Below are 13,267 nucleotides of genomic sequence, written 5' to 3'. Positions count from 1 at the left end.
ACTTCCCTAAAGAAAGCCAGGTGTTGCCTCAGCCGATCTTGGCAAAGGCCTGCTCAAGGTCCGCTATCAGGTCCTCGACTTCTTCGATTCCGCAGGAAAGGCGGAGGAGGTTCACCGGGACAGCCAGCTCGGTACCCTTCACAGAAGCGTGTGTCATCTCCGAGGGGTAGTTCATGAGGGACTCGATGCCGCCCAACGATTCCGCAAGCGTGAACACCGAAGTGGATTCAGCAACCGTGCGTGCAGCCGCTTCGCCACCCTTGAACTGTACGGAGACCATGCCGCCGAACTTCTTCATCTGCTTGGCCGCGAGCTCGTGTCCGGGGTGGTCCGGGAGGCCCGGGTAGAGCACGGCTTCAACCTCGGGACGCTGCAGCAACCATTCGGCCACCGCCTGGCCGTTCTCGCTGTGGCGGTCCATGCGAACGCCCAGCGTCTTCAGGCCACGGGTTGTCAGGAAGGCATCCATTGGCCCCGAGACGGCACCGACGGCGAACTGGATGAAACCGATCTTCTCTGCCAGCTCATCGTCTTTGACCACGATCGCGCCACCCACAACGTCGGAGTGGCCGCCGATGTACTTGGTGGTGGAGTGGACCACCACATCGGCGCCCAAGGCGAGCGGGGTCTGCAAGTAGGGGGACGCGAAGGTGTTGTCCACCACCAGGAGGGCACCGGCGTCGTGCGCTAAGACGGCGAGTGCCTCGATGTCGGTGATCTTCATCATCGGGTTGGACGGCGTCTCCACCCACACCATTCGCGTCTTGTTGGCCGCAACAGCAGCGGCTACGGCGTCGAGGTCGGACATGTCCACGGGCGTGTTGCCGATGCCCCAATCACCCAGCACGCGGTTGATCAAGCGGTAGGTTCCACCGTAGGCGTCGTTGCCCAGGACAATGTGATCCCCTGGCCGGGCGAGGGCCCGGATCAGGGAGTCCTCGGCTGCAAGGCCGGAGCCGAAGGAAAACGCAGCGGTTCCACCTTCAAGCGCGGCAAGCTGCTCCTGGAGTGCGTCGCGGGTGGGGTTGCCGCCGCGGCCGTATTCATAACCTGAGCGCAGGTTGCCGATGCCGTCTTGGGCGTACGTGGAGCTGAAGTGCAGCGGGGGCACCACAGCACCGGTCACCGGCTCGAAGGCCTGTCCGGCGTGGACGGCGCGCGTGTTGAACCCGGCGTTGTTGCTGGCAGACATGGAAGCTCCTCTGGGTTTGAAGGGTTGGATCAGGGCGGCGCTTAATTGCTCAGGTACGCCAAAAGGTCGTGGCGCGTCAGGATGCCCACCGGGGCGCCAACGAATGTCACCATCACGGTATCGACGTCGGACAGCAGCTCACGCGCGGCGGAAATGGTTTCCAGCGAGCCGATTACGGGGAGCCTGTCCCCCATATGTTCGGAGATCATGTCCGTCAGCTTCGCTTCCCCACGGAACAGCTTGCTGGTGAGGCTGCGCTCGTCCACGGCACCCATGACCTCGCCCATCACCACCGGTGGCTCCTGCGAGAGCACCGGGATGTGGGAGACGCCGAACTCGTTCATGATGTTGATGACGTCGCGGACGGTTTCATTCGGGTGGATGTGGACCAGGTCCGGCATTTCGCCAGTCTTGGACTTGAGCACCTCGCCCACGGAAGCTTCTTCGCCGCCGGAGAGGAAGCCGTAGGAACGCATCCATTGGTCGTTGAAAATCTTGGCAAGGTAGCCGCGGCCGGAATCCGGGAGTATCACCACTACAACGGCTGACTCGTCCAGGTCCTTGGCAGCCTGGAGCGCCGCGACCACGGCCATGCCGGAGGAACCGCCCACCAAGAGGCCCTCTTCCCGGGCAAGGCGGCGGGTCATGGTGAAGGAGTCGGCGTCTGATACGGCGATGACGTGGTCCGGGACGGCGGGATCGTAGTTGCCGGGCCACATGTCCTCGCCCACGCCTTCCACGAAGTAGGGCCGGCCGGTTCCGCCTGAGTAGACCGAGCCTTCCGGATCCGCGCCGATGACCTTGACCGGGCCGCCGTCGGACTCGGCACGGTCCGCCGAGACTTGCTTGAGGTAGCGACCTGTGCCGGTGATGGTGCCGCCGGTGCCGGCGCCGATGACCACGTGCGTCACCCGCCCGTCTGTGTCCTGCCAGATTTCCGGGCCCGTGGACTCGAAATGACTGCCGGGAGCGGCGGGGTTGGAGAACTGGTCCGGCTTGAAGGCGCCCGGGATCTCCTTGACCAAGCGGTCCGAGACACCGTAGTAGCTCTGCGGGCTGTCGGGCGCGACGGCGGTAGGCGTCACCACAACTTCGGCACCGTACGCCTGAAGCACGGCGCGCTTGTCCTCGCCCACTTTGTCCGGCACCACAAAAACGCACTTGTAGCCCTTTTGCTGGGCTACGAGCGCCAGCCCCACTCCCGTGTTGCCCGACGTCGGCTCTACGATGGTTCCGCCCGGTTTGAGCCGGCCGTCCTTTTCCGCATCTTCGATCATCTTCACGGCGATCCGGTCCTTGATGGATCCGCCGGGATTGATGTATTCGAGCTTCACCAGAACGGTGGCTTTGATGCCCTCCGTGACGTGGTTGAGCTTGATGAGGGGCGTATTGCCGATGAGGTCCAACACGGACTGGGCGTACTTCATAGGTACAAAGTTACCGCGTGGTCGCTATGGGGCTTGACCCGGCCCCTCCCGCTAGGCCCCGGCGGAGGTGTCCGTCTGCCAGACACCCAGGACGTTGCCCTCCGTGTCCTTGAAGTAGGCGTACCAGCCCATGGTGGGTACGGCGTCCTTGGCCTGGACCACGCTGCCGCCTGCGGACTCGATCTGCCCCAGTGCGGCATCAATATCGTCCACATCGATGGTGAGGATGGGGGTCTTCAAATTGTCCGTGCGCGGGAACAGGGCTCCGTTGATGGCTCCCGGCTCCGTTGGCGTGCCGGTCTGCTCGTCGGAAGGGGCTGTGATGGCGATCGTGTAGTCCATCCCTTGCATGGGGCTCAGGTTCCAGCCGAAGGCACTCTGGTAAAAACTGTTGGCCCGGCCTGTATCGTCCGTCGGAATCTCGAAATGCACTATGGCGGCCATGATTTGTGCTCCTTGTTCCTGGGATTTGTTCCTGGGATTTGTTCCTCGGATATGGCGCGGCCCACCCACGCCACATCTGGGAGTCTAGCGGCGGGCGGTTGTTGCCGTAAGGGGTCCCCGGATGCAGATTGTCAGCCGGGCGTGGGACCATGAAAACATGACCATCGCAGAAGCCCCGCCCGTTGTTGCGGCCGCGGCAGATGCGGCCGTTCGGTGGCATCCGGGCGGTTCCTTCCGCTTGGACCGGACCATGTTTCCGCTCATGCGGGGCAACGCGGATCCGTCTTTTGCAGCGCACACCAGCGGTTTTTGGATGGCCTTTACCACTGCTTCGGGGCCGGTCACGTTGAGGCTTTCGGGAGGCGGTGTGGGAGTCGATTCCTTCGTTGATGCCCAAGCCTGGGGACCGGGAGCGGACGACGCCGTCGCCGGAGTACCGCGGTTGCTCGGCGCCGACGACGATTGGTCGGCATTTGACGAACCCGCCTTCCATGCCACCCTTCCGCGGTTGGTCACGGAATCACGACGCCGGAACCTGACTCTGCGCTTGCCATCCACAGGGCGGATGGTTGACTCCCTGGTGCCCACCATCCTGGAGCAAAAAGTCACCACTTTGGAGGCAAGGCGCGGCTACCGTTACCTGATGTATCGCCACGGAACGGCAGCGCCGGGCAAGGCCCCTGCTGGACTCCTGGTCCCTCCTACTGCGAGGCAGTGGCTGGCCATCCCTTCGTGGGAGTGGCACAAGGCCGGTGTTGGACCACAGCGCTCGGCCACCGTGATGCGGGCGCTGCAATCCGCCGTCGCGCTTGAACGGCTGGCGGACCTGAGCTCAACGCAGGCCGGCGCCAAGCTGCAGACCATTCCGGGCATCGGCATCTGGACGGCCGCCGAAGTGGTCCAACGCACCCACGGCTGCCCGGATTCGATCTCCGTGGGCGACTACCATCTGGCCGCCTACGTGGGATACGCGCTGACGGGCCAAAAGACGGACGACGCCGGGATGATCGAACTGCTGGAACCATGGCGCGGGCAAAGGCAGCGGCTGGTGCGGATGTTGTATCTCAGCGGCTTCCGCAAACCCACTTTCGGGCCAAGGATGACGGTCCAGGACCACCGCGGCCACTGAGTTTTGATTGCGGACAGGAGCTGTCCGCAGGAGCATGGACGGTCTTCATTCACGGGTATAGCGTGGCGCCTAGGAGCCATCACCTGCCATCCCTGGAGTGACCGTGATCCACACCAACAAGCTCACCAAGACCTTCACCGTGAAGAAGGAAACCGTCGAGGCCGTGAAGGGCGTGGACATCGACGTCGCCCCCGGCGAACTTGTCGCCTTCCTTGGCCCGAACGGCGCCGGCAAGTCCACGACCCTGCGGATGCTCACCACCTTGTTGAAACCTACGTCAGGGTCGGCAACGGTGGCGGGCGTCGATGTGGCCAAGGACCCCGCAGGGGTGCGGGCCCGGATCGGCTACATCGGCCAAGGCAATGGCGGCGGGCACAGTTACCGCGTGATCGACGAACTGATCATGCAAGGCCGCTTCTACGGAATGAACACCACGGACGCGAAGGCCCGTGCCGAAACTCTCATGGCATCCCTGGACCTCACCGACCTCGCAAAGCGCACCGTGATCAAGCTTTCCGGCGGGCAACGACGCCGCATGGACGTGGCCCTCGGGTTGATGCACTCCCCTGGCTTGCTGTTCCTCGATGAGCCGTCCACCGGCATGGATCCCCAGAACCGCGCCAACCTGTGGGAACACATCATGCGGATGCGCGAGGAGCATGGGACCACCATTGTGCTGACCACCCATTACATGGATGAGGCCGATTCCATGTCCGAGCGCGTCATCGTGATCGACCACGGGACCATCATTGCCGACGACACCGCTTCACGACTCAAGGCCAACCTCGCCGGGGACCTCCTGGCCGTGGAGGTTGCCGCCGGTTCCGCGTCCGAGGTGCGAGGACTGCTGGGTCGCGCCGCCTCGGAAGGCGACATGGAGGAAAACGCGTACGACGGCGTGGTCCGGTTCCGTCTCCGCTTGGCCCAAGGCGCCCAACTGGCGCCGGGGTTGCTGAAGGAAATGCACGACGCCGGCGCTCCCGCCCAGTCGCTGGAACTGAAACCGCCAACACTGGACGACGTTTTCCTGGAACTGACCGGCCGCAGCCTGCGGGAAGGAGCTGAAGTCTGATGATTGAACAAGCCGTTGCCCCGGGTGTGGCTCTCCAAAAGCGCGGTCCGCGAAGCGTCGTCACTGACACGTGGTTCGTGTTCTGGCGTGAAATGCTGCTGCCTCTGCGGGATCCGTTCTCGCTGATTTTCTCCCTCATCCAACCGCTGGTGTTCCTGGGGTTGTTCGGGCCGCTGCTGGGCTCGGCCGTGGGCGCTCCGGCCTTTGGAGGCCAATCCACGCTGCAGTGGTTCCTTCCCGGAGTGGTGGTGATGATCGCGTTGTTCGGCACCTCCATGACGGGCTCAAACCTGCAGTACGAACTCATGACCGGTTCCTATGAGCGGATATTGGCCACACCGCTTTCGCGGTCTTCGCTCATGATTGGCCGGGCGCTGAAGGAGTGGGCTCCCCTGGTGTTGCAGGGTTTGCTGATCTCCGTGGTCTGCATCCCGTTTGGTTTCATTTTCCATCCACTGCACGTGGTGTTGGGGCTGGTCATCCTGGGCATCTTCGGCATCGGGCTGGGAGCGTTGTCCTATGCGCTTGCCTTGGTGTCCCAGAACAAGGAATGGATTTTCTGGGGCGTGCAACAAACCTTGCTGTTCCCCCTCATGATCCTCTCCGGCATCATGTTGCCCATCGAGGCCGGACCCGGTTGGATGAAGGTTGCCAGCTTGTTCAATCCCCTGACCTACCTGGTTAATGCCGAACGGGAGTTGTTTGCCGGACGCATTGGTATGGACACGATGTGGGGTCTCCTGGCCGCTGTGGTGACGGCCGCCGTCGGACTTGTAGTGGGAATCCGGACGATCAGCCGGAACACCAACTAGCTGCAGGTTCAGTCAGCTACAGGTGCAGCCGGGACACCGCCTCCTGGCGCATGTCCACCTTCCGTACCTTTCCGGACACAGTCATGGGAAAGGACTCGCGGACGTCGATGTAGCGCGGGATTTTGTAGTGGGCCAGCTTCCCTCGACAGTACTCCGCCAGGTCCTCGGTGGTCAGAGCCTCAGCGTCGGGCTTGAGGATGATGCAAGCCATCAGCTCTTCTCCGTACTTCCGGTCGGGAACGCCGATGACCTGCACGTCCTGGATGGATGGGTGGAGATACAGGAATTCCTCGATCTCCCGCGGGTAGATGTTCTCCCCACCGCGGATCACCATGTCCTTGATCCGGCCCTCGATCACCACGTAGCCGTCCACATCCATGCGGGCGAGATCACCGGTGTGCATCCAGCCTTCAGCGTCGATTGCCTCCGCCGTTTTGTCCGGTTGGCCCCAGTAGCCCTGCATCACTGAGTAACCGCGCGTGCAAAGCTCACCGATGACGCCGCGCTCCACCACCTCGCCTGAACCCGGGTCAACAATGCGGCTTTCAAGGTGCGGCATTGTCCGGCCTACCGTGCTGGTGCGCTGCTCCAAGGTGTCCCCCGCCCGGGTCATGGTGGACACGGGCGAGGTCTCGGTCATGCCGTAGCAGATGGCAACATCGACCATGTGCATCTCATCAATGACCCGGCGCATCACCTCCATGGGACAAAGGGAACCGGCCATGACTCCGGTGCGCAGCGTGGAGAGATCATAGGAGTTGAAATCGTCCAGTGCGAGCTCGGCAATAAACATGGTGGGCACACCGTAGAGGGACGTCCCGCCGAAGTCTTGAACTGCTTCCAACGCCGCCGACGGGTTGAAACCGCGACCCGGAATGATGGTTGCTGCCCCAAAGCTCAGCGCGTTCAAATTCCCGATCACCATTCCGAAGCAGTGATAAAACGGCACTGGGATTACCACCCGGTCATGCTCGGTGTAGTTCAGGAGCCGGCCGATCGAGTGTCCGTTGTTGAGGATGTTGTGGTGTGTCAACGTGGCACCCTTGGGGAATCCAGTGGTGCCGGAGGTGTATTGCAGGTTAATGGGATCGTGCGGGTCAAGGTCGTCCATGCGATCCCGAAGCGCTGAAAGCCCGACGCCGTCTGCCAGGGTAAGGAGTTGGGCGTACGTGAGTTCGTGGTTGGCTTCCGGAACGCCCGCAGTGAGTCCCAATTCCGGCTCGCCCGGGAGGAAAACGATCTCCCGGAGGTCGGGACAGTTACGGGCCGCATCCCTGACCATGCCCACGTAGTCGCTGTTCTTATCCGATGGCGCTGCCACCAGCATTCGCATGCCGTTCTGATTCAGCACGAACTCCAGCTCGTGGCTCCGGTAGGCCGGGTTCACGTTGACCAGCACCGCACCGATCTTGGCTGTGGCGTACTGAAGAATGGTCCACTCGGCACAGTTGGGACTCCAAATGCCGATTCGCTCGCCCTTGGCCACACCCATGGCGAGCAGCGCGCGGGCGAGGTGATCGACGTCGTCGTTCAGCTTTTGGTAACTCCAGCGGCGGGCGTCACCGCCTGGCACCGCTGCCGCTTCGATGAGCGCGTCCCGCAGGGGAAACCGGGCCGCGATGCGCTCAAAATTGGCGCCAATGGTCTCTTCGAGGAGCGGGACGTCAGTGTCTCCGGCAGTGTAGGACAACATGACGGAACGCTACCAAGGGACGGCGCGCAACAGAACCGTAACCGCCTCCAGCGGCGCCGTGTCCTGCCGGTAGGGTTGAAGCCATGAGTGAACCCATTGACCTGCAGGCCACGTTCATCCCCAACGAAGGCGAGTTCTTCCGAGTGAAGCTCGCTTTGGAAATCGCGATCGACGAGGTTGTCAACGAGCCCGGCTGCATCCGCTATGAACTGACCGAGGCCACCGAAGAGAAGCTGGTCCTGACTGAGCGCTGGGAATCCGAGGAGCTTCTGGAGAAGCATTCCAAGGGCATCGCCGTCCAGGACCTGAACGAGTCCCTCAGCGCGCTGCTCGCCGAGCCGGTCAAGCTCGAACGGCTCTAGGCTCTCCCCGCTTCAGTACGGCGAAATCGCTGCAAGACTGTGAGAACGCCTTAAACGCATCGAGGTCGCCGGAATTTCGGCGACCTCGATGCGTCCCGGCGAGCTCGATGTTTCGAGCCGCCGCTTAGTCTTAGTTTTCCTGAGCCTCTGCACGTGCCTTGGCTACATGGGCGTGGACCTCTTCCATGTCCAGACCCTTCACGGCCTCTATGACCTGCTCCAACTGCGGGCCGTTGAGGGCTCCAGGCTGCGAGAAGACCAGGACCTTCTCGCGGAATGCCATAAGCGTCGGGATGGAAGTGATCCCGGCTTCGGCGGCGAGCTGTTGCTCAGCTTCGGTGTCTACCTTCGCGAACACGACGTCAGTGTGCTTCTCTGAAGCTGCCCCATACGTGGGGGCGAACTGACGGCACGGGGCGCACCAAGCCGCCCAGAAATCCACCAGGACAATGTCATTGTCCTCGATGGTCGATGCGAACTGTTCTCCAGTGATGTCAACTGTAGCCATCCTTCCACGGTACGCGACCCACGTGGCGATGTCCCGTGGAGGGTGGCCCTGTTCGCTTCCCGCGTCACCGGGAATAAACGCCGAACCACCCGTTTTCGGCAGTCCCTTGATCCCGGTTGAACAGCTGTTTAGTGTGTGCAACATGCGTTCAACGCAGAGGATTTGATGAGTTCGAGGCCCGGGACGCCTTACAGCAAGACAGCACCAGCGCCGGAAGGGAGCATGCACTGTGACCCAGGCAATCGTCGTCGAGGGTTTGCGTAAGAAATTCGGAGCCCGGGAAGTGCTCCATGGGCTCGACTTCGCGGTGGAACCCGGGACAGTGTTCGGCGTCATCGGGCCGAACGGAGCGGGCAAGACCACCATCATGCGCTGCCTTCTGGACATCATCAGGCCCAGCGCGGGGTCCATCTCGGTGCTGGGACAGGACCCACGGCAGGCAGGCACGGCCCTTCGCCGCAGGATCGGCTACCTTCCCGGCGAACTGCATTTGGAAGACAGGACCACGGGCCGCCGCATACTGGAGCACTTCGCAGCAATCAGCGGGCCTGTGGAGCCTCGGCATGTCGACGGGCTCGCCGAGCGGCTGAACCTTGACCTCGATCGCCAAACCCGGAAGCTCTCCAAAGGCAACAAACAGAAGCTTGGACTGCTGCAGGCCTTCATGCACAAGCCGGAACTCTTGGTGCTCGACGAACCCACCAGCGGCCTGGACCCCTTGGTTCAGCAGGTGTTCCATACGATGGTCCGTGAAGCGGTGGATGAGGGCGCCACCGTGTTCCTGAGCTCGCATGTCCTCAGCGAAGTACAGCAGGCCGCCGACGCCGTCGCCATCCTCCGCGACGGCGAAATCGTCACCGTCGCCACCGTGGAGGCGCTCAGGACGGCAGCCGTCCGGCAGCTTCGGTTCAGTAGCACCGGAGCGGAACCGCACGACGTCGGCGCGCTGCTGGCCAGGGTGCCCGGCGTCGCCAACGTGGCAGTACGGGAGCTCAAGGCCGACGGTCACGCCGCCGGAACAGTTGAGGTTACGGCAACGCTCTCCGGTCTTGTACAGCCCTTGATCCAAGAGCTGTCCAGGCTGAACCTGACGGATCTGGTCCTTGAGGAACCCGATCTGGAGGATGCCGTATTGACTCTCTACGCGGGCCAATCTCCAGGGACGGGCCAAGCTGCCGGGAATGGCGATACTTCGGGCCGCCGCGCGGAAGGAGCACACCGTGCCTAGAATTCTCCCGTTGTTCACGAAGGGCTTGGCTGACTCGTGGCGTTCAACATTGGCATGGGCACTGGGCTTGTCGGCGGCGTGCATGCTCTATCTGCCCCTGTTTCCCTCGATCGGAGGCACGCAGATGGAGGACATGATCAACGCGCTTCCCCCTGAAATGACCAAAGCCCTGAACTACGATCAAATCGCATCAGGCCCCGGCTACACCCAAGCCACCATGTTCGGGCTGCTCGGGTTCCTGCTGATGTCCATGGCCTCGGTCGGCTGGGGCGCCGCGGCCGTGGGTGGCGACGAGGAATCCGGGTTGCTTGAGCTGACGCTCGCCCACAGTGTCACCCGCGTGCAGGTGGTCCTCGAGCGTGCACTGGCCATCCTGGTTCGTATCGCGCTGCTCTCGGTGCTCGTCTTCCTGCTGGTGCTGGGACTGAACGGGCCCTCGCAACTGGGAATCGACGTCGGACACCTCGCCGGGGCGGTGCTGCTGTTCGCCGCCTTGGCGCTGCTCAGCGGGACAGCCGCGCTCTGCGCCGGAGCGCTCAGTGGCCGAAAGGTGTACGGGATCGCGGCGGGCGCCGCCGTGGCCGTCCTCGGATATGTGTTCAATGCGGTGGGGCGGCAAAGTCCGGACGTAGAGTGGCTGCTTAACCTTTCGCCCTACCACTGGGCGTACGGTAACTCACCCGTGGCGAACGGTGCTGATTGGGGAGCCGCAATAGGCCTGTACGGCATCTCGCTAGCCTTGATTGGGCTCGGGGCTGTGGCACTGCAGCGACGCGACGTAGGGGTTTAGCTCCACACATGCGGGGCCGGACGACGCGCTCCGGGAAGTGCATTGTTTTCCCGCCACTCGTGGATCCACTCGGGCAGTTCCAGGTCAGCCGGCGGGGCTCCGAACTCGGCGATGATTTCTTCCTGCGTGACAGGCTTACCCTTGTTGACCAGCCGGGTGGCGATGTGTGCCCGTGCATAGATTTCACCGTCCACCACCATGCGTTGTTCGAAGTAGATGGCCTTGGTGTCCAGCCCGATGATGCGGGTTTCGATGGTGTATTGCTGCCAGAGCTGCAGCGACTTGCGGAAAGCGATGGTCTCACCGGCGGCCACCGGGCTCCAGCCCCGCTTGCGCATTCTTGTCCAGATGCCGCTGCGGACCATGAGGTCGAAACGGCCAAGGTCCATCAGTGAGAAGTACATGCCGTTATTGACGTGCATCGCGATATCGATGTCAGTGGGCAGAACCCGTAAAGGCAGCGATGATTCTTCCCAGACGCCCAGGGGCGAACGCCTGGACGACGTGAACAGCAGCATGAGGGTACGAAGAAGCAGATGCATGCCTCAATGTTACCCGTCGGTAACTTCGGACGGAATATGCGGACCGCATGATGGACTCGGGCCTTACCCCAAAGCCTCTTTATGTACAACGATTGCACTAACGTTTACCGCCGGTTCATGAAAGACGTGCACAATATCTGAAACTCATATTGATCGAACACCTAAGGGGGACCCTTTGAGCACACTGCAAACCGCCAAGCCGCAAGGCGACGTTTGGCCGGAACTCTCCCGCCACCAGGACGTGGTCCTCCAGGACGCACGCGGGAACCGCATCGAAGGAACCATCGATGGCATGACCAATGACCGCAGCACGCTGTGGATCCAGCTCAAGGGCGGCTTGGGCCGCCAACTGATCCACCATTTGGACGGCTACTGGCTGGAGACACCGGCCGCCTGAAGCTGTGGAGTACTTCCGCTGTGGCTAGTATTCCCGTATGACTCAAGCGCGATACAGGGACCTCGTTGAATGGCCTCTCATGGCCACGGCACTGATTTTCCTCACGGCCTACGCGTGGCAGGTCATAGGTCGCATCAGCGGCCCGGAGGCCGTCCCTTTTGAGGTTGCCCTCTGGATCACGTGGGGAATCTTTGCCTTGGACTACTTCGTCAATCTTTGGCTTGCCGAAGACCGGATGCGCTGGTTCTTGTGGAACCTGCACGAACTCCTGATCGTGGTACTCCCCTTTTTCCGGCCCCTCCGACTGCTTCGACTGGTCACGCTGCTCTCCGTCCTGCAACGCACCGTAGGTGAAACCCTGCGCGGACGCGTCGCCACGTACGTAGCAGGCGCAGCTGCGATGCTCATCCTCATCGGAGCGCTGGCCGTGCTGGATGTTGAACAGAACGCCCCTGACGCGAAGATCGTCACTTTCGGGGACGCAGCGTGGTGGGCTATCACCACTATCACTACCGTGGGCTACGGCGACCTCTACCCCGTGACCCCCATCGGCAGGATCGTCGCTGCAGCCCTCATGATGAGCGGGATCGCTGTCTTGGGTATTGTCACGGCATCCATCGCTTCGTGGCTCCTGCAACGAATCGAGGAGAACGCCGAGGGGGTAGCAGCGGCAGCAGAAGCCAAGGCCACCGCAGCCGAGGAACCCGTGCGTGCCGAGATGGCCGATCTGGTGACAGAGATCGCGGCCCTGCGGATGGAGATCGCGGAGCTCCGGCAAGTGACGGAGCGCCGCTGACAGGGGCACGAGGCTTAATCCGGGATCCCCGCTTCCCTGCCGATTCCCGTGCCGCCACCACCCACTTTGAACACGGTGGCGCCACGACATGCCGGCGAATGCGGCGCGCCTCCCACATTCCAGCATCAAAGTGGGTGGCAGAGGAACGGTCCATTCCCGGCACGCACCGCCCACGCCACATATATACCCCGGAGACCGGGACGCTGGCTGAGGCTACCCGCACTCGTTGAGGCCACCCAGCCAGACCGGCGCCACCCGGATCCGGGCGGCGTCAGCGAACCTGGGTGGCCCGGGCGAATATGCGTGTCGGTAACAGAGACCCCGAGCAGCAGCGAGTAGCCGGGCATACGAAAAAATCCCCGGAACCAATGGTTCCGGGGATTTTCCTTGGGTGGCAGATGAGGGATTCGAACCCCCGTAGGCGTTGCCAGCTGATTTACAGTCAGCCCCCTTTGGCCGCTCGGGTAATCTGCCGAACTTCAAAAGAAGATCACTTCCGGAGACCGTTTCTTTTAGATCCGGTAACCGAAGGCAGAGACAACCTTACAGAACTTTCTGCGAAGAATCTAATCGGGCGCAGACACCCGGGATTTCGCGGTATTTCAGGTTTCCCCGAGGATCCGGCCGGCCAGTTTCGCTTCGAACTTTTCGGCTTGCTCAGCGGTGATCTGGTTGAGCTGCACGGCGCGCAGGAGGTCAGCATGCACTCCGTCCATCCGGGACGCCGCGTCGGGAACCGGGCTCAGCACGATCGACGCCGCCACAGCCGCGGCAGCTACGGCACTCGCTGCGGCAACTGCAGCCGTGCCTATGGATCCTGCTGCTGCAGATGCGGATTTGCTGATGGACTGGGCGGCCTTGCTGCTCATGCTGAT

At 62.5% G+C, this 13,267-nt stretch carries 15 protein-coding genes and 1 tRNA gene; 8 read left to right on the top strand and 8 right to left on the bottom strand.

Features of this window, described 5'->3' with window-relative positions; translation table 11 throughout:
* Window positions 1–28: 28 nt before the first annotated feature.
* Genes RIF72_RS06625 through RIF72_RS06615 form a run of 3 tightly spaced genes read right to left on the bottom strand, consistent with a single transcriptional unit; the run spans window position 29 to window position 3,063 of the window.
* Window positions 29–1,192, bottom strand: a complete 1,164-nt coding sequence (locus tag RIF72_RS06625) for a cystathionine gamma-synthase (protein WP_309074054.1) — start codon at window positions 1,190–1,192, stop codon at window positions 29–31.
* A gap of 41 nt (window positions 1,193–1,233) precedes the next feature.
* Entirely contained in the window at window positions 1,234–2,619 is a 1,386-nt protein-coding gene (locus tag RIF72_RS06620; protein ID WP_309074053.1) for a cystathionine beta-synthase, read from the bottom strand.
* Between the two features lie 51 nt (window positions 2,620–2,670).
* A complete protein-coding gene (locus RIF72_RS06615) occupies window positions 2,671–3,063 on the bottom strand; it encodes a VOC family protein (protein WP_309074052.1) in 393 nt (130 codons plus the stop codon).
* A gap of 157 nt (window positions 3,064–3,220) precedes the next feature.
* On the opposite strand from RIF72_RS06615, the gene RIF72_RS06610 reads away from it, so the two are divergent.
* The 3 genes from RIF72_RS06610 (at window position 3,221) to RIF72_RS06600 (ending at window position 6,076) form a co-directional block, all read left to right on the top strand.
* Complete coding sequence (locus RIF72_RS06610; protein ID WP_309074113.1) at window positions 3,221–4,192, top strand: 3-methyladenine DNA glycosylase; 972 nt, start codon at window positions 3,221–3,223, stop codon at window positions 4,190–4,192.
* A 103-nt stretch (window positions 4,193–4,295) separates the two neighbouring features.
* Window positions 4,296–5,264, top strand: a complete 969-nt coding sequence (locus RIF72_RS06605; RefSeq protein WP_375164202.1) for an ATP-binding cassette domain-containing protein — start codon at window positions 4,296–4,298, stop codon at window positions 5,262–5,264.
* Window positions 5,264–6,076: an ABC transporter permease gene (locus RIF72_RS06600; RefSeq protein WP_309074050.1), complete on the top strand. Its 813-nt coding sequence runs from the start codon at window positions 5,264–5,266 to the stop codon at window positions 6,074–6,076. Before RIF72_RS06605 ends, RIF72_RS06600 begins: the two co-directional genes overlap by 1 nt.
* A 16-nt stretch (window positions 6,077–6,092) precedes the next feature.
* Here RIF72_RS06600 and RIF72_RS06595 read toward each other — a convergent pair whose 3' ends face one another.
* A complete protein-coding gene (locus RIF72_RS06595; protein WP_309074049.1) occupies window positions 6,093–7,769 on the bottom strand; it encodes an AMP-binding protein in 1,677 nt (558 codons plus the stop codon).
* Window positions 7,770–7,852: 83 nt separating this feature from the next.
* Here RIF72_RS06595 and RIF72_RS06590 point away from each other — a divergent pair, with 83 nt between their 5' ends.
* A complete protein-coding gene (locus tag RIF72_RS06590) occupies window positions 7,853–8,131 on the top strand; it encodes a putative quinol monooxygenase (protein ID WP_024817673.1) in 279 nt (92 codons plus the stop codon).
* A gap of 130 nt (window positions 8,132–8,261) precedes the next feature.
* On the opposite strand, the gene RIF72_RS06585 is transcribed toward RIF72_RS06590, so the two are convergent.
* A complete protein-coding gene (locus tag RIF72_RS06585) occupies window positions 8,262–8,639 on the bottom strand; it encodes a co-chaperone YbbN (protein WP_091469153.1) in 378 nt (125 codons plus the stop codon).
* 229 nt (window positions 8,640–8,868) lie between these two features.
* On the opposite strand from RIF72_RS06585, the gene RIF72_RS06580 reads away from it, so the two are divergent.
* Together RIF72_RS06580 and RIF72_RS06575 are read left to right on the top strand one after the other, a co-directional pair.
* A complete protein-coding gene (locus tag RIF72_RS06580) occupies window positions 8,869–9,867 on the top strand; it encodes an ABC transporter ATP-binding protein (protein WP_309074048.1) in 999 nt (332 codons plus the stop codon).
* Window positions 9,860–10,657: an ABC transporter permease subunit gene (locus tag RIF72_RS06575; protein ID WP_309074047.1), complete on the top strand. Its 798-nt coding sequence runs from the start codon at window positions 9,860–9,862 to the stop codon at window positions 10,655–10,657. Before RIF72_RS06580 ends, RIF72_RS06575 begins: the two co-directional genes overlap by 8 nt.
* Here RIF72_RS06575 and RIF72_RS06570 read toward each other — a convergent pair.
* Window positions 10,654–11,199, bottom strand: coding sequence for an acyl-CoA thioesterase (locus RIF72_RS06570; protein WP_309074046.1), 546 nt, complete (start codon window positions 11,197–11,199; stop codon window positions 10,654–10,656). The two genes, RIF72_RS06575 and RIF72_RS06570, sit on opposite strands and share 4 nt — an antisense overlap.
* Before the next feature lie 175 nt (window positions 11,200–11,374).
* Between RIF72_RS06570 and RIF72_RS06565 the strand changes: the two genes are divergently transcribed.
* Window positions 11,375–11,596, top strand: coding sequence for a hypothetical protein (locus RIF72_RS06565; RefSeq protein ID WP_309074045.1), 222 nt, complete (start codon window positions 11,375–11,377; stop codon window positions 11,594–11,596).
* Between the two features lie 37 nt (window positions 11,597–11,633).
* Window positions 11,634–12,392: an ion channel gene (locus RIF72_RS06560; protein ID WP_309074044.1), complete on the top strand. Its 759-nt coding sequence runs from the start codon at window positions 11,634–11,636 to the stop codon at window positions 12,390–12,392.
* 392 nt (window positions 12,393–12,784) lie between these two features.
* Here the strand turns inward: RIF72_RS06560 and RIF72_RS06555 are convergent.
* Together RIF72_RS06555 and RIF72_RS06550 are read right to left on the bottom strand one after the other, a co-directional pair.
* Window positions 12,785–12,866: transfer RNA gene (locus RIF72_RS06555), tRNA-Tyr, on the bottom strand.
* Window positions 12,867–12,994: 128 nt separating this feature from the next.
* Window positions 12,995–13,261: a hypothetical protein gene (locus RIF72_RS06550; RefSeq protein ID WP_309074043.1), complete on the bottom strand. Its 267-nt coding sequence runs from the start codon at window positions 13,259–13,261 to the stop codon at window positions 12,995–12,997.
* Window positions 13,262–13,267: the final 6 nt, after the last annotated feature.

The sequence above is a fragment of the Paenarthrobacter sp. genome, from assembly GCF_031180005.1.
Lineage (GTDB): Bacteria > Actinomycetota > Actinomycetes > Actinomycetales > Micrococcaceae > Arthrobacter.
This window is presented reverse-complemented; position numbering and strand designations above follow the sequence as displayed.